This is a genomic window from Pseudomonas donghuensis (assembly GCF_000259195.1).
Classification (GTDB): domain Bacteria; phylum Pseudomonadota; class Gammaproteobacteria; order Pseudomonadales; family Pseudomonadaceae; genus Aquipseudomonas; species Aquipseudomonas donghuensis.
The window spans coordinates 1-21705 of sequence record NZ_JH650757.1 but is presented as its reverse complement, the minus strand read 5'-3'; the positions used below and the strand labels follow the sequence as shown (position 1 = coordinate 21705).

The window sequence follows — 21705 nt, the reverse complement described above, 5'->3', positions numbered from 1 at the left end:
GCGCGCTACCGGACTGCGCTATACCCCGGCTTGAAATTTGGCTCCGCGACCAGGACTCGAACCTGGGACCCAATGATTAACAGTCATTTGCTCTACCGACTGAGCTATCGCGGAACTATCAATTTCAATTACAACAGTGCTGCAATTTCGAGTGCTGTATCACTACCGCTTCGAACTCTTCGACCTTGTGCATCGCTGCGTTCATGTCTCTGAGGCGCGCTATTCTACAACCTTCAAAACCCTTGTCAACCCCTAATTTGCATTCAACTTACTGATTTGCAACTTTTTTTCAGATTCCCAATTTTGCCGGGAAGCTGCGGGGCGACATACAGCGGGGCGCACTTTACAAGCACTCGAGAAAAAATGCAAAGAAAAAAGGCCTCGAAAATCGAGGCCTTAGCGTAACCCACCGAAAACTCAGGCAAAGACGATCTCTTCGCCCTCCACTTTCGCCGTGATGGCGCTGCCTGGCAGGAACTTGCCCGACAGGATCAACTGCGCCAACGGGTTCTCGATCCAGCGCTGGATCGCCCGTTTCAGCGGCCGGGCGCCATAGACCGGGTCGTAACCGACGGCGATCAGTTTATCCAGTGCCTCAGGGCTCAGCTCCAGGCTCAGCTCACGTTCAGTCAGGCGGCTGCGCAGGCGGCCGAGCTGGATCTGGGTGATACCGGCGATCTGCTCGCGGCCCAGCGGTTCGAACACCACCACTTCGTCGATACGGTTGATGAACTCCGGCCGGAAGTGCGAACCCACGGCATCCATCACCGCCGCACGCTGCGCTTCACGATCGCCCACCAGTTCCTGGATCTGCGAGGAGCCCAGGTTGGAGGTCATGACGATCACAGTATTACGGAAATCCACCGTCCGCCCGTGGCTGTCGGTCAGGCGGCCGTCTTCAAGCACCTGCAGCAACACGTTGAAGACATCCGGGTGGGCCTTCTCGACCTCGTCGAGCAGCACCACCGAATAAGGTTTGCGCCGCACCGCTTCGGTCAGGTAGCCGCCCTCTTCATAACCTACGTAGCCTGGTGGGGCACCGATCAGGCGAGCCACGGAGTGTTTCTCCATGAACTCGGACATGTCGATACGCACCATGGCCTCTTCAGTGTCGAAGAGAAACTCGGCCAGCGCCTTGCACAACTCGGTTTTACCGACACCGGTCGGGCCGAGGAACAGGAACGAGCCGCTCGGGCGGTTCGGGTCCGACAGGCCGGCACGCGAACGGCGCACGGCGTTGGAGACTGCCACCACTGCTTCTTCCTGGCCGATCACCCGCTCGTGCAGCAGGCTTTCCATTTTCAGCAGTTTTTCCCGCTCGCCTTCGAGCATCTTCGACACCGGGATGCCGGTCCACTTGGACACGACCTCGGCAATCTCTTCTTCAGTGACCTTGTTACGCAGCAGCTGGTTTTCCGCCTTGCCGTGCTGGTCGACCATCTGCAGGCTGCGCTCCAGGTCCGGGATCACCCCGTACTGCAGCTCGGCCATGCGGCTGAGGTCGCCCTTGCGGCGGGCCGCTTCAAGCTCCTGACGCGATTGCTCGATTTTCTGCTGGATCTGCGCCGAGCCCTGTACTTCGGCTTTTTCCGACGTCCAGACCTCTTCCAGGTCGGCGTATTCGCGCTCCAGCCGGGCGATCTCTTCGGTGAGCTTCTCCAGGCGCTTGATCGCGGCTTCGTCGTCTTCTTTCTTCAGTGCCTGGGACTCGACCTTCAGTTGAATCAGGCGGCGCTCCAGGCGGTCGAGCACTTCCGGCTTGGAGTCGATCTCCATGCGGATGCGGCTGGCCGCTTCGTCGATCAGGTCGATGGCCTTGTCCGGCAACTGACGGTCAGTGATGTAGCGATGGCTGAGCTTGGCCGCGGCGATGATCGCGCCGTCGGTGATCGCCACCTTGTGGTGCACCTCGTAACGCTCCTTGAGGCCACGCAGGATGGCGATGGTGTCCTCTTCGCTCGGTTCTTCAACCAGTACCTTCTGGAAACGCCGCTCCAGCGCGGCGTCTTTTTCAATGTACTGGCGGTATTCGTTAAGCGTGGTGGCGCCGACGCAGTGCAGCTCGCCACGGGCCAGGGCCGGCTTGAGCATGTTGCCGGCATCCATCGAGCCTTCGCCTTTACCGGCGCCGACCATGGTGTGCAACTCATCGATGAACAGGATGATCTGCCCTTCCTGCTTGGACAGCTCGTTGAGCAGGGCTTTGAGGCGTTCCTCGAACTCGCCGCGGAACTTGGCACCGGCAATCAGCGCGCCCATGTCCAGCGACAGCAGGCGCTTGCCTTTAAGGCCGTCCGGCACTTCGCCATTGATGATGCGCTGGGCCAGGCCTTCGGCGATGGCGGTCTTACCGACGCCAGGCTCACCGATCAGCACCGGGTTGTTCTTGGTCCGGCGCTGCAGCACCTGGATGGTGCGGCGAATTTCATCGTCACGGCCAATCACCGGGTCAAGCTTGCCGTCTTCGGCGCGCTTGGTCAGGTCGATGGTGTATTTGTCCAGGGCCTGGCGCGACTCTTCGGCGTTGGGGTCATTGACCGCCTCGCCGCCACGCAGGTTGCTGATGGCGTTTTCCAGGGCCTTTTTGCTAACGCCCTGGCTGAGCAGCAGCTTGCCGAGCTTGCTGTTCTCGTCCATGGCCGCCAGCAGCACCAGCTCGCTGGAGATGAACTGGTCGCCCTTCTGCTGGGCCAGGCGGTCGGCCTGGTTGAGCAGGCGCGCCAGGTCCTGGGACATGTTCACATCGCCCGTGGGGTTCTGGATTTTCGGCAGTTGGTCGAGCTCTTTGCTCAACGCCTTGCGCAGGCTGTTGACGTCAAAGCCGACCTGCATCAGCAGCGGCTTGATCGAACCGCCCTGCTGATCGATCAGGGCCTGCACCAGGTGCGCAGGCTCGATGGCCGGATGGTCCATGCCCACGGCCAGGGATTGGGAGTCGGATAATGCTAATTGCAGCTTGCTGGTCAAACGGTCTATTCGCATGGGTTACCTTCCTTTATGGGCAGGTCGGAGCGATGGACACACCTGATGAAGAAAAACCTGCCAGAGATACCACTGTAGATAAGGGTGATTCTGGAAGATTCAAGCTAGCCGGGCTTGATCCAGGTCAGCGCGGTGCCAGCCAGACCAGGGAAGCGAAGCGGCCACCCTGCGGGGTACGCCGATAAGAATAGAAGCGCGGGTCGCTGACGGTGCACAAGCCACCACCATAGACGGCATTGACGCCGCGTGCTGCCAGGCGCAGGCGGGCCAGCTGGTAGATATCGGCCATCAGCTTACCGGGCTGGGCACCGGGCACGAAGGCCCGGGCAGTTTCCGGATGAACGGTCGTGAACGCGTCGCGTACTTCCAGGCCAACTTCGAAGGCTTGCGGGCCAATGGCCGGGCCGAGCCACACCAGCACCTCGTCGGGCGGCAGCGCCAGGCGGTCCAGGGTGGCTTCGAGCACACCGTTGGCCAGCCCGCGCCAGCCGGCGTGGGCGGCAGCTACCCGGGTGCCGGCGCGGTCGCAGAACAGCACCGGTAAACAGTCGGCGGTCATCACCGTGCAGGCAATGCCCGGGGTCGCGCTGTAGCTGGCATCGGCTTCGGCGATAACACTGGGGTCGGCATCGGCCACCACCACGCCATGCACCTGCTTGAGCCAGGCCGGCTGAATGCCGAACTCGACGGTCAGTCGCCGGCGATTCTCGGCCACCGCTGCCGGCGCATCGCCAACATGGTCGCCGAGGTTGAAGCTTTCATAAGGCGGCAGGCTGACCCCGCCGCTGCGCGTGGTGACGCAGGCGCGCACCCCGGCTGGCGCAGGCCAGTCGGGAAACAGCAGCGCTTGCGTCAACTCGCTCATCCGATGAACGCCTCACGGTCTTGCTTGAGCAGCGACAGCAGCCAGACGAAGTCATCCGGCAGCGGCGATTCCCAGCCCATGCGCTCGCCGGTCACCGGGTGATCGAGCTCCAGGAAGCGCGCATGCAGGGCCTGGCGCGGGAAGGTCTTGAGCGCGTCGACCATGGTCAGGCTGGCCGCTGGCGGAATACGGAAACGCCCGCCGTAGACCGGATCGCCGACCAACGGGAAGTTGACGTGAGCCATGTGCACGCGAATCTGGTGGGTACGCCCGGTTTCGAGCTTGACCCGCACATGCGTGTGCGAGCGGAAGCGCTCCAGTACACGGTAGTGGCTGACCGCCGGCTTGCCGCCCTCGGTGACCGCCATGCGCTGGCGCTGCCCGCCGTGACGGCCGATCGGCGCGTTGATCTTGCCGCCGGCCGTTACCACGCCGATCACGATGCATTCATAGATGCGGCTGACGCTGCGGCTCTGCAACTGGGCGACCAGCTGGGTCTGCGCCTGGATGGTCTTGGCCACCACCATCAGACCGGTGGTGTCCTTGTCCAGGCGGTGGACGATACCGGCGCGCGGCACATTGATGATGTCCGGCACATGGTGCAGCAGGGCATTGAGCAGGGTGCCATCAGCGTGGCCCGCAGCCGGGTGGACCACAAGCCCGGCAGGCTTGTTGATCACCAGGATGTGGTCGTCTTCGTAGACGATATCCAGCTCGATGTCCTGGGCCACCCACTCGCCCTGGGCTTCCTGCTCGGCGTCGAGCGCCAGCAGCGCACCGCCGTGGACGATATCGCGCGGACGCAGGACAGCGCCATCGACCGTCAGGCGCCCCTCCTTGATCCAGGTGGACAGGCGCGAGCGCGAGTGCTCAGCGAACAATTGGGCGGCGACTTGGTCGAGGCGTTGCCCGCCCAATTCGGACGGCACCTCTGCGCGAAGTTGAATGATCTCGGACATGCTCGAATCAGCGGGCGGCACAGCCTTTGGTTTCGACTGCACGCTTGTGGTTAAATACGACGTCTTTTGCCCCGAGGGTTGCATCGGGGTGCTCATCATAACAGGACGGCCACGCCCAAGACAGCGGCCGTCATAGGGACGCAAGCCGCCATGCAAGTGAAACACCTGCTGCTGATCGCCATCCTCGGACTGACCGCTGCTTGTTCTTCGAAGGAAGTCGTCGACGAAAACCTGAGCGAAGCCGAGCTGTACCAGCAGGCGCAGGCCGACCTGGACAACCACAGCTATACCAGTGCCACGAGCAAGCTCAAGGCTCTGGAATCGCGCTATCCGTTCGGCCGCTACGCCGACCAGGCCCAGCTCGAGCTGATCTACGCGAACTACAAGAACGCCGAACCGGAGGCTGCCAAGTCTGCCGCCGAGCGTTTCATTCGCTTGCATCCGCAGCATCCGAACGTCGACTACGCCTACTACCTCAAGGGTCTGACTTCTTTCGACCAGGACCGCGGCCTGCTGGCGCGCTTCCTGCCGCTGGACATGACCAAGCGCGACCCGGGTGCTGCCCGCGACTCGTACAACGAGTTCGCCCAGCTGACCAGCCGCTTCCCTAACAGCCGCTACTCGCCAGACGCCAAGCAGCGCATGATCTACCTGCGCAACCTGCTGGCCTCCTACGAAATCCACGTGGCCGACTACTACCTGACCCGTCAGGCCTATGTCGCTGCCGCCAACCGTGGCCGCTACGTGGTCGAGAACTTCCAGGAAACCCCATCGGTCGGCGACGGCCTGGCGGTGATGACCGAAGCCTACATGCGCCTGCACCTGGACGAACTGGCCGCCACCAGCCTAGAAACCCTCAAGCTCAACTACCCGGATCACCCGAGCCTGGTCGATGGCCAGTTCGTGCCGCAACAGAACGAGGCCGACAACCGCTCGTGGCTGTCCAAGGCCACCCTGGGCCTGATCAATACCGCCCCGCCGCTGCCGCCGGGCGAGACCCGCGCCAACCAGGACGTGATCAAGCAGTATCAGGACGCCAAGGACGCGATCCCGCAAGAGCTGCTGCCTAAAGATGCCAACGGTGACGTCATCGAAGAAGAGAACCACGAAGCGGAAGGTAACAACGAAGACCGCTCCTGGTTCAGCTACATGACCTTCGGTGTGTTCGACTGAGCCATCGTGTAAAAGATAAAGGGAGGCCAAGGCCTCCCTTTTTTCATGCCTGAGCCCTAGACTGAAGGCTCTTCACTGACAAAGCTGGACACCATGGTTCGCCTACTATTCTGGATTGCCCTGATTGCCGCCGCCTTCTGGCTGTGGCGCAAGTTCAAGGCCAGCAATGCTGCTACGCAGAACAACAGCCTCGAAGACCCGCTGAAGATGGTCCGCTGCGCCCATTGCGGCGTGCATTTGCCCAGTGACCGGGCATTGCATCGCGGGGCGCAGTGGTATTGCAGCCAGGCGCACCTGGAGCAGGGGCCTGGGGCGCAGCGCTGATTGCGCGGCGCGGCCATCGCTGGCAAGCCAGCTCCCACAGGTACGGCAGGGATCTGAAGATATCTGCTTTCCTGTGGGAGCTGGCTTGCCAGCGATGAGGCCCTAGAGAGCAGCCACCCGCCCAGCCGGTGCATACGGCGCCGGGTCGATCATCGGCTCACGCCCCAGCAACAAATCCGCAAACAACTGGCAGGACGCCGGCGCCAGCACCAGGCCGTTGCGGTAGTGCCCGCAGTTCAGCCACAGCCCGGCATACCCCGGCACCTCACCGATATACGGAATGCCCTCAGGCGACCCCGGCCGCAGCCCTGCCCAATGGGCCACCGGGGTGGCATCGGCCAGCGCCGGCAGCAATTCCACCGCCGAAGCCTTGAGGCTTTCCAGCGCCTCCTCGGTCGGGGTCTTGTCGTAACCGGCATGCTCCAGGGTACTGCCCACCAGAATATGCCCGTCACGCCGCGGGATCGCATAGCGCCCCTTGGCCAGCACCATGCTCGGTAAAAAGTCTTCGGCGCACTTGTACAGGATCATCTGCCCTTTCACCGGCTCCACCGGCAGCTCCAGGCCCAGCGGCCGCAGCAAGTCGCCGCTCCAGGCGCCGGCCGTCAGCACGACGTGATCGGCCTGGATCGGCCCGGTCGCGGTCTCCACCCCGCTAATGCGCTCGCCCTCACGGCTGAAGCCGGTGATTTCGCAGTGCTCGCGAATGCTCACGTTCGGCAGCGCCAACAAGGCGGCCTTGAGGGATTTGACCAGGCGCGGGTTACGCACGTTGGCAACCCCGGCCATGTAGATGGCGCGCCGGAAACCGCCGCCAAGCACCGGCACCGCGTCATAGGCCGCCGAGATATCCACAGCCGTCAACGGCCGCCCTTCGCGCTCGGCCCAGGCCAGCGCTTGGGCTTCGTCGTCCAGGTCCAGCCAGTACAGGCCGGTGGTGTGCACTTGCGGGTCGACCCCGGTGCTGGCGAACAGGCGCTCGCCCAGCTGTGGATAAAAATCCTGCGACCAGTGCGCCAGGGCCGTTACCGCTGCGCTATAGCGCCACGGATACAGCGGCGAGACAATGCCGCCACCGGCCCAGGAAGACTCCTGGCCGAGCGCGCCACGGTCACACAGCACCACCTGATCGACGTCGGCCGCCAGGTTGAACGCTGTCAGCAGGCCGATCACCCCGCCACCGACAATCACTACTTGCTTGGTCATGTATTGATCCAACGTCTGAAGTAAACCTCAACCACCCCAACAGCCATGGCCAGCATCAACGGCGCCGGGATTGCGGCGCACACCGGCCTGGTCGAGTACGAAATCAGCGCAGCGGTCACCGGTCATCAAACCACCCGGTATGCGCCGGGCGGTCAGGGTGAATGACGTCGAATGACGAACGGCTTGCAGCCGGTAGTGCTCGGTCCCGGACGCCAATGGGGTGACCAGGGCCTCGCTGTCGGCGTACTGGCCGGTGCGTGAATAGTGACGCTCCAGCAACTGCGCGCTTTCGAACAGCAACCCGGCGATTTCCGTGCGTGCGGCCTTGCGGACCTGTTCGCTGTAGCTGGGATAGGCAATGCCCGCAAGAATGCCGACCACGGCGACGACAAGCAACAGTTCAATCAGGCTCAAACCTTTCTGCAGGGTGGACATAAGTCGAACTCCTAGTGAAGCTGGCGCCAGAGAATGCGCCTGGGTGGCTGAGCGCCCTCTTCTACAGCCTGTGCATAAATGCTTTCGAGCACGCTGCGCCCTGCCCCGGCGTGGCTGACGGCGGTGATCCGGTACAAGGTGGCGCAGAGGTTGGCGGGCCAGTGCGCGGCGTGGGTACTCTGACCAAGGTTTTGTACGAGGTAGAAGCCGCTGGCGCCGCCTTGCCAGCTCAGGCCGGAGGTCGGCCCTTCGCCGCGGTAGACGCCAGCCGCCCGCACCCGTGCAGCTTCCGGCGGCGGTAAACAGTAACTGCACGGCAACACGCCCGACACGCTCGACTCTCCAACCAGCAAGGCCTGCTCCGCCTGCTCGAAGCCGTGCAAGGCTGCCTGCAGGTTGCCCGCCATACGCGCCTGCAGGGTGGCGCTGACCATCGCCGAGACGCCGAGCAAAGCCAACAGTCCCAGCAACACCAGGCTGACCAGCAGGATCACCCCGCGCTGGCTGCCGGGCCTAGCCATTGCGCAGGGCCACCGTCAGTTGATACTGCTGCGGCCTTACCCGCGCCAGCGGGTCAAGCAAGGTCAGGCTCAGACGCAGCCCGGCGATGCGGGTGGCACTCCGGCTGATGATGTCGACGCGCAGCTCGCCAAGGTTGTCGATCAGCGGCGCATAGCTGGTACCGCTGCCGAACATCAGGCTGGTGCCCTCAACGCGGTAGGTCTGGCGCCGTATCGGTATCGCGTAGTGCCCGGCCGGCGCGGCCTGGACATCGGGATAGACCCGCGCTTCGCGAATGCAATCGGTCACCAACGTCCAGTTCGGCCGCCCACCGGCGCCAGCCACTTCAGCAGTGATCAGGCTCAATTGCTGCAATTGGCCGTCCGCTGCGCGGACTACCGCCAGCGGCTGGGCAAACGCCTGTGCCGAGGACGGGTTCACATGGCTGATTGCATCCTCACGCAAGCAGCCGAACATGCCGCTCATGCGAATATCCTGGGCCATACGCTGCAACGCCAGGCGCGCGTCTTCCTGCAGTTGCGCGGCAATGCCCTGAGCCTGCCAGTTCGAAGTGGCCGCCAAAAACAGGCGGCTGGCACCGAGCAGCAGCACCAAGCCGAGGCTGAGGGCCAGCAACACTTCGACCAGGCCGACACCGGCTTGCCGTTTCATCGGCCTGGCCCTGCGACGATGCGTGCTTCTTCGAGCTCGCCATGCTGCAGATACGCAGCCTGGGTACTCTGCAAGGCACTGTCGGTGGCCTGCAAAGCCCGCACTTGCGCAGCCGCTGCAGCAAAAACGCCCACCCCCAGCACCAGCATGGCCAGCAGCACCTCGAGCAAGCTCATTCCTTGTTGCCGTCCGCCATCCATGGCGCCTTCCTCCTGCGACTTTTCCACAGCCCTTTGCCAACCTGGCCGACTGGACACTGCTGTCCGCCGGCCTGACTCTATAGAAGCACTTCCAGGGAGGAATGCACGGTGAAGCAACAGGGGGTAACACTGATACAAATGATGTTCGCGCTAGCGCTGGTGGGGATGCTGACGCAGATCAGCCTGCCGACCTACAGCACCATGAGCAGCGGCCTACAACAGCAAGCTGCCGCCAAGGACCTGGCCCAGGCCTTGCGCACTGCACGCAGCGAGGCCTTGCTGCGCAACCAGGTGGTTCGCCTGCAGGCGTTCGACGATAACTGGAGTAATGGCTGGCGCATGGTCGTGGAGCAGGATGGCCCACAGTTGCTGTACGAACAGCGGCTTGAGCGGGTGAGTATCGTCGGCAATCAACCGGTAGCCCGGCAGATACGCTTCAGTGGGCTGGGGGTGCCCTTGCACGCGGGGGGAGCGTTTCAGGCCGGGACGCTGTTTATTTGCCAGCGCCCCGATCCTTACAGCCAGTACCGGGTGGTACTGGCGCACACAGGCCGGGTCAGCCTGCGCGAGGAGCCCGGCGAACAGCCGCTGTGCGCGGCTGCCGGGTCAGATCAATGAACGCACACGCAGCTCTTTGGGCATCGAGAAGGTAATGTTCTCCTCGCGGCCATCGAGCTCTTCGGCGCCGGTGGCACCCCAGGCCCGCAGTTGCTCGATCACCCCACGCACCAGCACCTCGGGTGCCGAAGCACCGGCGGTGATACCAATGCGCTCGACGCCATCGAACCAGCTTTTTTGCAGGTCTTCGGCGCCGTCGATCAGGTAGGCCGGGGTCGACATGCGCTCGGCCAGCTCACGCAGGCGGTTGGAGTTGGAGCTGTTCGGGCTGCCGACCACCAATACCACGTCGCATTCGTCGGCCAATTGCTTGACCGCGTCCTGACGGTTCTGGGTGGCGTAGCAGATGTCGTCCTTGCGCGGCCCGCCAATATTCGGGAAGCGCGCACGCAGGGCATCGATCACCCGGCTGGTGTCGTCCATCGACAAAGTGGTCTGGGTGACGAAGGCCAGCTTATCCGGGTCGTTGACTTGCAGGCTGGCAACATCGTCCTCGTCTTCGACCAGGTAGATGGCGCCACCATTGCTGGTGTCGTACTGACCCATGGTACCTTCGACTTCCGGGTGGCCTTCGTGGCCGATCAGGATGCACTCGCGGCCGTCGCGGCTGTAGCGCGCCACCTCGATATGCACCTTGGTCACCAGCGGGCAGGTCGCGTCGAACACCTTCAGGCCGCGCCCGGCGGCTTCCTGGCGCACGGCCTGGGAAACGCCATGGGCGCTGAAGATGACGATGACGTCGTCCGGCACCTGGTCCAGCTCTTCGACGAAAATCGCCCCGCGCGCGCGCAGGTCCTCGACCACGAACTTGTTGTGCACCACTTCATGGCGCACATAGATCGGCGGGCCAAACACTTCGAGGGCACGATTGACGATCTCGATCGCCCGGTCCACGCCGGCACAGAAGCCACGGGGGTTGGCGAGTTTGATTTGCATGGCGGACTCCAGGCTCACAGGGCCTTGACCGCGAGGATTTCCACCTCGAAGTTCAGGGTTTTGCCGGCCAGTGGATGGTTGAAGTCGATGGTCACCTGGGCATCATCAAACGCTTTCACCACACCCGGCAATTCGGCGTTGGCGGCATCGTTGAAGATCACCAGCAGGCCTTCGGACAACTCCATGTCCTGGAACTGCGAGCGCGGCATGACCTGCACGTTCTGCGGGTTCGGCTGGCCAAAGGCGTTTTCCGGGACCACGGTCACGGTACGCTTGTCACCGGCCTTGAAGCCAAACAGCGCCGCTTCGAAGCCTGGCAGCAGGTTGCCGTCGCCGACCTTGAACACCGCCGGCGCCTTTTCAAAGGTGCTATCGACGGTGTCGCCGTTTTCCAGGTGCAGCGCGAAGTGCAGGGTCACTTCGGTGTTCTGGCCGATACGGGTCTCAGTCATGGACGGGCTCTCCGGACTTTTTGCTCTTGAACATGTCCAGCGCCAGCATTACCGCACCCACGGTAATGGCGCTGTCGGCCAGGTTGAAGGCCGGGAAGTACCAGCGGTTCTGCCAGTGCACGAGGATAAAGTCGACCACGTGGCCAAGCACGATACGGTCGTACAGGTTGCCCAGCGCGCCGCCGAGCACCAATGCCAGCGCGACTGCCAGCCAGGTCTCGTTGCGCCCCAGGCGCTTGAGCCAGATCACCAGCACGGCGCTGACCACCACGGCGATCAGGGCGAACAGCCAGCGCTGCCAGCCGGAGCTGTCAGCCAGGAAGCTGAAAGCGGCACCGGTGTTGTAGGCCAGGGTCCAGCTGAAGTAGTCAGGGATGACCACGATCTGCTGATACAGGCTCAGCGCGCCCTCGAAGTAGAACTTGCTGGCCTGGTCGAGGACCAGGACCAGCACGCTCAGCCACAGCCAGCTGAGGCGCCCGAAGCGCCCCACACCAGGGTTAGGCATAGTGGCGCACCTCGCCATTGCCGCTGATGTTGTCGGCGCAACGGGCGCAGATTTCCGGATGCTCGGGGTTCGAGCCGACGTCTGCGCGGAAGTGCCAGCAACGGCCGCACTTGGCGTGGCCGGACTTGACCACTTTCAGCTTGAGGCCAGGCACTTCGGTCTCGACCGCATCGGCTGGAGCCTGGGCGAACGGCGCAACGCTGGCTGCCGAGGTGATCAGCACGAAGCGCAGCTCGTCGCCCAGCTTGTTCAGGTCGGCGCTCAGGGCGTCGTCGGCGAACAGGGTGACTTCGGCTTGCAGGTTGCCACCGATGGCCTTGGCCGCACGCTGGTTTTCCAGCTCCTTGTTGACGGCTGTCTTGGCTGCCATCACGCGGTCCCAGTAGGCGCGACCCAGCTCGAAGCCTTCCGGCAGCTCGCTCAGGCCTTCATACCAGGTGTTGAGCATGACCGATTCGTTGCGCTCGCCCGGCAGGTACTGCCACAGCTCGTCGGCGGTGAACGCCAGGATCGGCGCGATCCAGCGCACCAGCGCCTCGCTGATGTGGTACAGCGCGGTCTGGCAGGAACGACGGGCAACACTGTTGGCGCCAGTGGTGTACTGACGGTCCTTGATGATGTCCAGGTAGAAGCCACCCAGCTCCTGCACGCAGAAATTGTGGATCTTCGAGTAGACGTTCCAGAAGCGGTACTCGCCGTAGTGCTCTTCCAGCTCGCGCTGCAGCAGCAGGGTACGGTCGACGGCCCAGCGGTCCAGCGCCAGCATGTCTTCGGCCGGCAGCAGGTCGCGGGCCGGGTCGAAGCCGGACAGGTTGGAGAGCAGGAAGCGCGCGGTGTTGCGGATACGCCGGTAGGCGTCGGCGCTGCGCTGCAGGATCTGCTCGGAAACCGCCATTTCGCCGGAGTAGTCGGTGGCCGAAACCCACAGGCGCAGGATGTCGGCACCCAGGGTGTCGTTGACCTTCTGCGGCTCGATGGTGTTACCCAGCGACTTGGACATCTTGCGGCCGTTCTCGTCGACGGTGAAACCGTGCGTCAGCAGTTCGCGGTACGGCGCATGGTTGTCGATGGCGCAACCGGTCAGCAGCGAGGAATGGAACCAGCCGCGGTGCTGGTCGGAACCTTCCAGGTACAGGTCGGCGCGCGGGCCGGTTTCGTGGCCGATGTTGTGCGAGCCACGCAGCACGTGCCAGTGGGTGGTGCCGGAGTCGAACCAGACGTCGAGGGTGTCGGCGATCTTGTCGTACTGGCCGGCCTCGTCACCGAGCAGCTCGGCGGCGTCGAGCTTGAACCAGGCCTCGATACCTTCTTTTTCGACGCGCTTGGCCACTTCTTCCATCAGCTCGACGGTGCGCGGGTGCAGCTCGCCGGTTTGCTTGTCGAGGAAGAACGGGATCGGTACGCCCCAGTTACGCTGACGCGAGATGCACCAGTCCGGGCGGTTGGCGATCATCGAGTGCAGGCGCGCCTGGCCCCAGGCCGGGACGAACTTGGTTTCTTCGATGGCCTTGACCGCGCGCTTGCGCAGGGTCTCGCCGTTGTCGGGCTGCTTGTCCATGCCGACGAACCATTGCGCGGTGGCGCGATAGATCAGCGGGGTCTTGTGGCGCCAGCAGTGCATGTAGCTGTGGCTGATGGTTTCGGTGTGCATCAGCGCACCGACTTCCGAGAGTTTGTCGACGATGGCCGGGTTGGCCTTCCAGATGAACTGGCCGCCAAAGAACTCCAGCGACTGCACGTACACACCGTTGCTCTGCACCGGGGTGAGGATGTCGTCGTTGACCATGCCGTAGCGCTTGCAGGTGACGAAGTCGTCTTCACCGTAGGCTGGCGAGGAGTGAACCACACCGGTACCGGCGCCCAGCTCGACGTAGTCGGCCAGGTACACCGGCGACAGGCGATCGTAGAACGGGTGACGGAAGTTGATCAGTTCCAGCGCCGAACCTGGCGCAGTAGCGATCACCGAACCTTCCAGCGCATAACGCTTCAGGCACGATTCGACCAGCTCTTCGGCCAGCACCAGCAGCTTGTCGCCGGTATCGACCAGGGCGTACTTGAACTCCGGGTGGACGTTCAGCGCCTGGTTGGCCGGGATGGTCCACGGGGTGGTGGTCCAGATCACGATCGAGGCAGGCTTGGCCAGCGAGGCCAGGCCGAAGGCGGCGGCCAGCTTGGCGTCATCGACTACCGGGAAGGCAACGTCGATGGTCTGCGATTTTTTGTCGGCGTACTCGACCTCGGCTTCGGCCAGGGCCGAACCGCAATCGAAACACCAGTTGACCGGCTTGAGGCCCTTGAACACGAAGCCGTGCTTGACCATTTCTGCCAGCGCGCGGATTTCACCGGCTTCGTTGGAGAAGTTCATGGTCTTGTACGGGTTGTCCCAGTCGCCCAGCACACCCAGGCGGATGAACTCGGTCTTCTGCCCTTCGATCTGCTCGGCGGCGTAGGCGCGGCACAGTTCGCGGGTCTGATCGGCGCTCAGGTGCTTGCCGTGGGTCACTTCGACCTTGTGCTCGATCGGCAGGCCGTGGCAGTCCCAACCCGGGACGTACGGGGCGTCGAAACCGGACAAGGTCTTGGAGCGGACAATCATGTCCTTGAGAATCTTGTTCAGCGCATGACCGATGTGGATCTTGCCGTTGGCGTAGGGCGGGCCGTCGTGCAGCACGAACTTCGGACGATCCTTGCCAATTTCGCGCAGCTTCTGGTACAGGCCAATGCTGTCCCAACGCTGCAGGATCTGCGGTTCGCGCTGTGGCAGGCCGGCCTTCATCGGGAAGGCGGTGTCCGGAAGGTTTAGCGTGGCTTTATAGTCGGTCATTTCAGGCTCTTCGTTAGCGGTTGACCGTGCCAATGGGCACGTGCGGCGGCGATATCCGCATCGATCGCCGACTTCAGCGCCTCCAGGGAGGCGAAACGCTGCTCTTCACGCAGCTTGTGGTGGAATTCCACCGTCAGACGCCGGCCATAAAGATCGCCGGCAAAATCCAGAAGATGTACTTCCAGGTGGGCTTTGCCATCACCTGAAACAGTAGGCCGTACGCCGATGTTGGCGACACCCGGCCAGTTCTTGCCGTCGAGTTCGACGCTGACCAGGTAGACCCCGCTGAGCGGTACGCGATGGCGCTTGAGCTGGATGTTGGCCGTCGGCGTCCCCAACTGGCGTGCCAGCTTCTGCCCATGCAACACCCGCCCGCGGATGCGGAACGGCCGCCCCAGCAGACGCTCGGCCAGCTCGAAATCGGCGCTGGCCAGCGCATCGCGCACTTGCGTGCTGCTGACCCGCAGGCCGTCGAGCTCGACGGTTTGCGCCGCTTCCACGGTAAAGCCCTGGAGGATACCGGCCTGTTCGAGGAAGTCGAAGTCGCCAACACGGTCGCAGCCGAAGCGGAAGTCGTCGCCCACTTCCAGGTGTTTCACCCCCAGGCCATCGACCAGGATGGTGTCGACGAACTCGGCGGCGCTGAGCTTGCTCAAACGCTGGTTGAACGCCAGGCACAGTACCCGGTCGACGCCGGCGGCGGCCAGCAGGGCGACCTTGTCGCGCAGCCGGGCCAGGCGCGCGGGCGCGGTGTCGGGGGCGAAATACTCACGCGGCTGTGGCTCGAAAATCACCACGCAGCTGGGCACGCCCAACTCGTCCGCTCGCTCACGCAGGCGCGCCAGGATTGCCTGGTGGCCGCGGTGAACACCGTCGAAGTTGCCAATAGTGGCGACACAGCCCCGGTGCTGGGGGCGCAGGTTGTGGAGGCCTCGAACCAGCTGCATAACGCGCTTCTTGCTCATAAAGTGGTCGATTATAACCACACCCGGGCGCTGACGACAGGCAGCAGCGTCACCCCGTGGCGTGGAATGTGTAAAACCGACGTCTGACCGCCGTTACGCCTTAATGCAACGCCTTGCGGGCGAAGTCACGCGGGCGAAAACCAAACAGCAACAGACAGCCGAAATAGGTCACGACCCCGGCCAGGATCAGCGCACCCAGGCGCAGGAAGCGCTCGAGCATCTGCCCTTCGGCCCAGGCCGGCATGTAATGCATGCCTACCAGCAATACCGCCGACATCAGCAGTACCGCCACCACCAGCTTGGCGAGGAACCTGGCCCAGCCCGGTTGTGGCTGGAACAACTGCTGCTGGCGCAGCTTCCAGTACAGCAAGCCGGCATTCAGGCAGGCACCCAGGCTGATGGCCAGGGCCAGGCCAGCGTGCGCCAGGTGGGTAATAAATGCCAGGTTGAACAGCTGGGTGCAGACCAGGGTGAAGATGGCGATCTTCACGGGCGTCCGGATGTTCTGCTGGGCATAGAAGCCTGGGGCCAGCACTTTGACCAGAATGATCGCCAGCAAGCCCACCGAATAGGCGATCAGCGCACGCTGGGTCATGGCCGCGTCGAAAGCGCTGAATTTACCGTACTGGAACAGCGCCACGGTCAGCGGCTCGGCAAGAATCGCCATGGCCAGGGTGCATGGCAGCACCAGCAAAAAGCACAGGCGCAGGCCCCAGTCGAGGATCCGCGAGTACTCGTGGCGGTCGCGGTTGGCGTAGGTCTTGGCCAGGGTTGGCAGCAGGATGGTGCCCAGGGCCACCCCGAGCACGCCGGAGGGCAGCTCCATCAGGCGGTCGGCGTAGTACATCCACGACACTGAGCCGGCCACCAGGAACGAGGCGAAGATGGTGTTGATGATCAGCGAGATCTGGCTCACCGACACCCCGAGGATCGCCGGCAGCATCTGTTTGAGCACCCGCCACACGCCACTATCGCGCAGGTTCAGGCGCGGCAGCACGAGCATGCCGATCTTCTTCAGGTGTGGCAGCTGATACAACAGCTGCGCCAGGCCACCGGCCAGCACGCCCCAGGCCAGGGCCATGATCGGCGGGTCGAAGTACGGCGTGAGGAACAGGGTAAAGCCGATCATCGCCACGTTGAGCAGGGTCGGCACGAAGGCCGGCACCGAAAAGCGGTTCCAGGTATTGAGGATGGCCCCGGCCAGCGACGACAGCGAGATCAGCAATATATAAGGAAAGGTCACCCGCAACAGGTCGGTGGTCAGCTGGTACTTCTCGGTGCTGTCGACAAAGCCCGGCGCCGTTACCCACACCACCCAGGGCGCGGCAAGGATCCCCAGGGCAGTCACCAGGGCCAGCACCAGGGTCAGCAGGCCGCTGACGTAGGCGATGAAGGTACGGGTCGCCTCCTCGCCTTGCTGGGTCTTGTATTCAGCCAAAATTGGCACGAACGCCTGGGAAAACGCGCCCTCGGCGAAGATGCGCCGCAGCAGGTTGGGCAGTTTGAAGGCAATGAAGAAGGCGTCGGTGGCCACGCCTGCGCCGAACACCCGTGCCAGGATGGTGTCACGGACAAAGCCCAGCACCCGCGAGATCATGGTGATGGAGCTGACCGCGGCCAGGGATTTGAGAAGATTCATCGAAAGTTTTTCACGCCTGAGGATAAAGGGCTGTGCCGCAACGCGCCCAGTTGTGCGATACTCCGCGCCGCAACGCAAGCAGAGCAAAAGCTCCCGAGTTTACAGGTCGTACCGCAGAAGGGAATCACTCCCTTGTACAGAACGACCACTCAGCGGAACCATGCAAGTGCCCTTGACAACCGATCAACTCATCGGCATGATTCGCGGCCTATTTTGTTTGCTATTTACCAAGTCTTTCGAGGAGCTCGACGGTGGCCAACTCACCTTCCGCCAAAAAACGTGCAAAACAGGCTGAGAAGCGTCGCAGCCACAACGCCAGCCTGCGTTCCATGGTTCGTACCTACATCAAGAATGTAGTTAAAGCCATCGACGCAAAAGACGCCGAAAAAGCGCAAGCTGCTTACACTCTGGCTGTTCCAGTTATCGACCGTATGGCCGATAAAGGCATCATCCACAAGAACAAGGCTGCTCGCCATAAAGGCCGTCTGAATGGCCACATCAAGGCGCTGAAAGAAGCTGCAGCTGCCTAAGCGACACGCTTGTTGAAAAACCGACCCTAGGGTCGGTTTTTTATTGCCTGTGATTCCTGAGATTGACCTTTAACCCTGTGGGAGCTGGCTTGCCAGCGATCGACCGCAAAGCGGTCGCAACCCAGGCAACACCAGATGGGTAGCCTGGACCGGCCTCATCGCTGGCAAGCCAGCTCCCGCAATGGGCTGCAATGCAGCCCAGGGTGTTTGTTACTTACCAATCTGAATCTTCGGCGCCCACTGCAGCCATTCATCCTCGGCCTTGTCGAACAGGGCGAAGGTCTGCTGTGGACGAGCCGGGTTACCCATCTTCTCGCCGTCCGGCGTTGCAAAGGCAATTCCGCCCTCGATCAGGGTCTCCAGCGACTCGGTACGCACCGTTGCGCCCTTGAACAGGCCGATGTCGAAGCCAAATCCGCTGCTGTTCCAGAAACGGCTACCACCGCGTACCAGCGCTGCGTACCTGGGCTCGATCAGGATATGGATCAGCACCCGGTCGGCCGTCTGCCCCAACTCGAAACCGGTGACCTTGCCCACTGGAATCTCGCGGTAGGTCACTGGCACGCCCGGCTTGATCGAACCCCGCCGCGGGGCGCTGAGCACCAGCGCCAACCCGGCTTCGCGCTCGGAGAAGTCCGGCGCCTGTGGCAACGCATTGAAGTTGAGCTGCGGCCCTGCGCTCCTGACCGCCGGCTGCACTTCCAGGTACTGGCCGGTGACCAGGGTTTCCAGGTTGGCGGTCTTGACGATACCCAGGGCCGGCTTGACCACCCAGAACTGCGTACCTTCGCGGGCAATGCGCTCCGGCACCTCGGTGATCCGCGCCTTGAGCAGCACCGCCTGCAGATCCTTGGTCAGGTCGACCTGCTCGACCTTGCCGACATCCAGGCCCTTGAAGCGAACCGGCGTGCCAACCTTGAGGCCGTCTGCGCGATCGACACGGATGGTCACCGTGGTTCCGCTGCGGTTGGCTGCTTCCTGGTTTTCATGCAGGAGGAAGAACGGAATACGGCGTTTGAGCGCCACATTCGGGATTGGCGTGTCGAAGGCAATACCGCCGGCCATCAGGCTCTGCAGCGATTCACTCTTGATCTGAATGCCCGACAGGCCACCGCTCAGGGTAATGCCGCTGGCATTCCAGAAGCGCGTCGAACCGTTGACCAGGCCGGCGTACTCTTTCTCGATATGCACGCCGATCAGCAGGCGCTTGCTCTTTTTGGAGAACTGGTAGCTCTGCACCGTACCGACCTTGACCTGACGGTAGAGGATCGGGCTGCCGACTTCCAGCGAACCGAGGTTGTCGCTGTACAGCACCAGGTGCAGCCCGGGCGCCTTGAGGTCCAGTGGCGGCGCCTTGGCCCGCGCCTCGAACTCACGCTGCGGGGACGCGCCCTTGTCGCCCGGGCGAATGGCAATGTAGTTACCTTTGACCAGCGCTTCCAGGCCGGTGATACCGGCGAGGGAGATCGACGGTTTGACCACCCAGAACTGGGTGCCGTCGACCAGGTAATCTTCGGCCAGCGGATCGAGGGTCAGATCGGCCATGGCACTGGCCAGGTCGGCATCGACCTTGAGGGTCTTCAACGAACCAACCTGGATACCTTTGTACATCACCGGGGTACGCCCGGCCTGCAGGCCCTCGAAGTCGCTCAGCTTGACCTTGACGCGAATCCCGGCCTGGGCCGCATCGAAGTCTTCGTACAGACGGAACGGTAAGCTCGGATCAGTTGGCGGGCTGTCCTTGCGGTGCTCGGGCGTGGCGAAGGCGATACCGCCGGCGACAATACTGGCCAGCGATTCACTACGGACCTTCACCCCGGAAAGGTCGGCATCGATGCTGATGCCGCTGGCGTTCCAGAAGCGCGTATGTTTGCGCACAAGGGCGGCGTAAGCCGGCTCGATGTACACCTTGACCTCGACCGTGCCCTGGTCTTCGGCCAGACGATAGCTCTTTACCCGGCCAACCTGGATCTGCTTGTAGAACACCGGACTGTCGCGATTGAGCGAGCCCAGGCGGTCAGCCTTGAGGGTCAGGTGCAGGCCTGGCTCGCTGTCAGACAGCGGCGGCGCCTCATCCAGCGCCTTGAAGCGCTTGGTCGGCTCGCCTTGCCCAGGGCTCACGGCAATGTAGTTACCCGAAACCAGGGTCTCCAGGCCGGTGATCCCGGCCAGGCTGACACTCGGCTTGACCAGCCAGAAGCGGGTGCCGGTATTCAGGTGCGGCTCGGCTTCCTTGTTCATCTCGATGGTGGCGATGACCCCGGTATTGTTGCCCTTGGCATCCAGTACCAGCTCTTTCACCTTACCGACCGACATGCCCTTGAAGACCACTTCGGTCTTGTTGGCGACGATACCCTCACCGCTTTCAAAGCGGACCTGGATGTTCACCCCTGACTCGCGATAGGCCTGCCAGCCAAGCCAGCCACCGATCACCAGAGCGATCAGAGGCAATATCCATATGGCCGACCAGTTCGAAGCTGGGCGGGTTTTAGCCGTAGGCAAATCACTCATGGTCGTCATCCGACTCCGTGTTATCCCAAATCAGTCGGGGATCGAAGGTTACTGCAGCGAGCATCGTCAGAATCACCACACTGGCGAAGGCGACGGCGCCCAGATTGGCTTCGACACTGGCGATCCTGCCGAAATTCACCACCGCCACCAAAATGGCGATCACGAAAATATCCAGCATCGACCAGCGTCCGATGAATTCGATGAAGCGGTACATCAGGATTCGTTGCCGCGCCGACAACGGTTGGTGGCGCTGCACCGAATAGAGCAACAGGGCAATACCCACCAGCTTGAAGGTCGGCACCAGGATACTGGCGATGAACACCACCGCAGCGATCGGCAGCATGCCGTGCTTCATCAAGGTAATAACGCCGGACATGATGGTGTCCGGGCTGCCCTGGCCCAGCGCGCTGACGGTCATGATCGGCAGCACATTGGCCGGGATGTACAAAATTGCCGAGGTGATCAGCAACGCCCAGGTTCGCACCAGGCTGTTCGGCCGCCGCGCATGCACCACTGCACCACAGCGGGTGCAGGTTTGTGCGTCACTGTCTGGCTCCTGGCGATTCAGCTCGTGGCATTCACCACAAACCAGAATGCCAGCATCAATCGCACGCATGCAGGTCTTCCCCCGATAAAGCACTCCATATCTGGTGGGGCGACATCACCACCTCCAGCCACACCTGCACCAACAACAAACTGATAAAGCAGGCCAGACCCAGGCCGAGGCTCAGCTCCGCGAGATCGACCAGCTTGACCATCGCCACCAGCACACCCATGAAATACACCTCGAGCATGCCCCAATCGCGTAGATGGTGATAAATCCGATAGAGCAGCAAGCCGTAACTACGGCCAATGTTCAGGCGAATGCTCAACAGCACTACCAACTGGCATAACAGCTTGAGCAAGGGAATGGCCATGCTGCACAGGAATACCACCACCGCCACGCCGCGCATGCCGGTGTTGTACAGCCCGACCACGCCGCTCCAGACGGTATCGTTGGAGCTTTGGCCGAGCAGGTGCAATTGCATGATCGGCAGGAAGTTGGCAGGTACGTAGAGCAGCAAGGCCGCCAGCACCAGGGCCAGGCTGCGCGGGACCACATTGTGTCGATGGGCGTAGAGCTCGTAGCCACAGCGCGGGCAGTGGGCCTTTTCGTCCTGTTTGAGCACAGGCTTACGCATCAGCAGGTCGCATTCGTGACAAGCCACCAGGTTTTCCAGGGGCAGGTCGGCGAGCTGATGGGGGTCGGCAGATTCTGACATAGTGAACTTCTGAGTCAACGCGAGGGCGCTATTCTAACCGATGTAGGAGCGGGCTTGCCCCGCGATACCCTTCTGTCAGCCACATCGCATCGCGGGGCAAGTCGAGGCGTCGCACCGCCGCTCCCACAGACGCCATAAAGACA

Annotated in this window: 21 protein-coding genes and 1 tRNA gene; 4 read left to right on the top strand and 18 right to left on the bottom strand. The window is 62.7% G+C overall.

The window, feature by feature from the left end:
• Nucleotides 1-38: 38 nt before the first annotated feature.
• The 4 genes from UW3_RS0102410 to rluD all read right to left on the bottom strand — a co-directional run bounded on the left by UW3_RS0102410 (nt 39) and on the right by rluD (nt 4806).
• Nucleotides 39-114, bottom strand: a tRNA-Asn gene (locus UW3_RS0102410).
• 303 nt (nt 115-417) lie between these two features.
• Nucleotides 418-2982 (bottom strand): ATP-dependent chaperone ClpB, encoded by a 2565-nt coding sequence (gene clpB, locus UW3_RS0102405; protein WP_010220611.1) that lies wholly within the window; start codon nt 2980-2982, stop codon nt 418-420.
• Between the two features lie 124 nt (nt 2983-3106).
• Nucleotides 3107-3847 carry a peptidoglycan editing factor PgeF gene (pgeF, locus tag UW3_RS0102400; RefSeq protein ID WP_010220610.1) on the bottom strand — a complete coding sequence of 247 codons (741 nt, stop codon included), beginning with the start codon at nt 3845-3847 and terminating at the stop codon, nt 3107-3109.
• Nucleotides 3844-4806, bottom strand: coding sequence for a 23S rRNA pseudouridine(1911/1915/1917) synthase RluD (rluD, locus tag UW3_RS0102395; RefSeq protein WP_010220609.1), 963 nt, complete (start codon nt 4804-4806; stop codon nt 3844-3846). Before rluD ends, pgeF begins: the two co-directional genes overlap by 4 nt.
• Nucleotides 4807-4956: 150 nt before the next feature.
• Here rluD and UW3_RS0102390 point away from each other — a divergent pair, with 150 nt between their 5' ends.
• On the top strand, nt 4957-5979 hold the full coding sequence (locus UW3_RS0102390; RefSeq protein ID WP_010220608.1) for an outer membrane protein assembly factor BamD: 1023 nt from the start codon (nt 4957-4959) through the stop codon (nt 5977-5979).
• Between the two features lie 93 nt (nt 5980-6072).
• Nucleotides 6073-6303 (top strand): PP0621 family protein, encoded by a 231-nt coding sequence (locus UW3_RS0102385; RefSeq protein ID WP_010220607.1) that lies wholly within the window; start codon nt 6073-6075, stop codon nt 6301-6303.
• 102 nt (nt 6304-6405) lie between these two features.
• On the opposite strand, the gene thiO is transcribed toward UW3_RS0102385, so the two are convergent.
• The 5 genes from thiO to UW3_RS0102360 are packed head-to-tail and all read right to left on the bottom strand — an operon-like array spanning nt 6406 to nt 9317.
• Nucleotides 6406-7509, bottom strand: a complete 1104-nt coding sequence (gene thiO / locus UW3_RS0102380) for a glycine oxidase ThiO (protein ID WP_010220606.1) — start codon at nt 7507-7509, stop codon at nt 6406-6408.
• A gap of 27 nt (nt 7510-7536) precedes the next feature.
• Complete coding sequence (locus tag UW3_RS0102375; protein ID WP_026001166.1) at nt 7537-7935, bottom strand: type IV pilin protein; 399 nt, start codon at nt 7933-7935, stop codon at nt 7537-7539.
• 20 nt (nt 7936-7955) lie between these two features.
• A complete protein-coding gene (locus UW3_RS26385; protein ID WP_010220604.1) occupies nt 7956-8465 on the bottom strand; it encodes a PilX N-terminal domain-containing pilus assembly protein in 510 nt (169 codons plus the stop codon).
• On the bottom strand, nt 8458-9117 hold the full coding sequence (locus UW3_RS0102365; protein ID WP_010220602.1) for a PilW family protein: 660 nt from the start codon (nt 9115-9117) through the stop codon (nt 8458-8460). Before UW3_RS0102365 ends, UW3_RS26385 begins: the two co-directional genes overlap by 8 nt.
• Nucleotides 9114-9317 carry a type IV pilus modification PilV family protein gene (locus tag UW3_RS0102360; protein ID WP_148276782.1) on the bottom strand — a complete coding sequence of 68 codons (204 nt, stop codon included), beginning with the start codon at nt 9315-9317 and terminating at the stop codon, nt 9114-9116. Before UW3_RS0102360 ends, UW3_RS0102365 begins: the two co-directional genes overlap by 4 nt.
• Before the next feature lie 141 nt (nt 9318-9458).
• On the opposite strand from UW3_RS0102360, the gene UW3_RS0102355 reads away from it, so the two are divergent.
• The gene (locus UW3_RS0102355) at nt 9459-9935 is read left to right on the top strand and encodes a GspH/FimT family pseudopilin (protein ID WP_232531783.1); all 477 of its coding nucleotides are present in this window, start codon (nt 9459-9461) and stop codon (nt 9933-9935) included.
• Here UW3_RS0102355 and ispH read toward each other — a convergent pair.
• The 6 genes from ispH to murJ form a co-directional block, all read right to left on the bottom strand.
• Nucleotides 9924-10871 carry a 4-hydroxy-3-methylbut-2-enyl diphosphate reductase gene (gene ispH, locus UW3_RS0102350; protein ID WP_010220599.1) on the bottom strand — a complete coding sequence of 316 codons (948 nt, stop codon included), beginning with the start codon at nt 10869-10871 and terminating at the stop codon, nt 9924-9926. The genes UW3_RS0102355 and ispH overlap by 12 nt on opposite strands.
• Nucleotides 10872-10885: 14 nt before the next feature.
• A complete protein-coding gene (gene fkpB, locus UW3_RS0102345; RefSeq protein WP_010220598.1) occupies nt 10886-11323 on the bottom strand; it encodes an FKBP-type peptidyl-prolyl cis-trans isomerase in 438 nt (145 codons plus the stop codon).
• On the bottom strand, nt 11316-11831 hold the full coding sequence (gene lspA, locus UW3_RS0102340; protein ID WP_010220597.1) for a signal peptidase II: 516 nt from the start codon (nt 11829-11831) through the stop codon (nt 11316-11318). The genes fkpB and lspA overlap by 8 nt, the downstream gene beginning before the upstream one ends.
• A complete protein-coding gene (gene ileS / locus UW3_RS0102335) occupies nt 11824-14655 on the bottom strand; it encodes an isoleucine--tRNA ligase (protein ID WP_010220596.1) in 2832 nt (943 codons plus the stop codon). Before ileS ends, lspA begins: the two co-directional genes overlap by 8 nt.
• Nucleotides 14652-15602: a bifunctional riboflavin kinase/FAD synthetase gene (gene ribF, locus UW3_RS0102330; RefSeq protein ID WP_010220595.1), complete on the bottom strand. Its 951-nt coding sequence runs from the start codon at nt 15600-15602 to the stop codon at nt 14652-14654. The genes ileS and ribF overlap by 4 nt, the downstream gene beginning before the upstream one ends.
• Before the next feature lie 118 nt (nt 15603-15720).
• Nucleotides 15721-17259 (bottom strand): murein biosynthesis integral membrane protein MurJ, encoded by a 1539-nt coding sequence (murJ, locus tag UW3_RS0102325; RefSeq protein ID WP_010220594.1) that lies wholly within the window; start codon nt 17257-17259, stop codon nt 15721-15723.
• Nucleotides 17260-17510: 251 nt separating this feature from the next.
• On the opposite strand from murJ, the gene rpsT reads away from it, so the two are divergent.
• The gene (rpsT, locus tag UW3_RS0102320; protein ID WP_010220592.1) at nt 17511-17789 is read left to right on the top strand and encodes a 30S ribosomal protein S20; all 279 of its coding nucleotides are present in this window, start codon (nt 17511-17513) and stop codon (nt 17787-17789) included.
• A 210-nt stretch (nt 17790-17999) separates the two neighbouring features.
• Here the strand turns inward: rpsT and UW3_RS0102315 are convergent, their stop codons facing one another.
• The 3 genes from UW3_RS0102315 to UW3_RS0102305 are packed head-to-tail and all read right to left on the bottom strand — an operon-like array spanning nt 18000 to nt 21562.
• The gene (locus tag UW3_RS0102315; protein ID WP_010220590.1) at nt 18000-20300 is read right to left on the bottom strand and encodes a PqiB family protein; all 2301 of its coding nucleotides are present in this window, start codon (nt 20298-20300) and stop codon (nt 18000-18002) included.
• Entirely contained in the window at nt 20293-20916 is a 624-nt protein-coding gene (locus UW3_RS0102310) for a paraquat-inducible protein A (protein ID WP_010220589.1), read from the bottom strand. Before UW3_RS0102310 ends, UW3_RS0102315 begins: the two co-directional genes overlap by 8 nt.
• Nucleotides 20903-21562, bottom strand: a complete 660-nt coding sequence (locus tag UW3_RS0102305; protein WP_010220588.1) for a paraquat-inducible protein A — start codon at nt 21560-21562, stop codon at nt 20903-20905. Before UW3_RS0102305 ends, UW3_RS0102310 begins: the two co-directional genes overlap by 14 nt.
• Nucleotides 21563-21705: the final 143 nt, after the last annotated feature.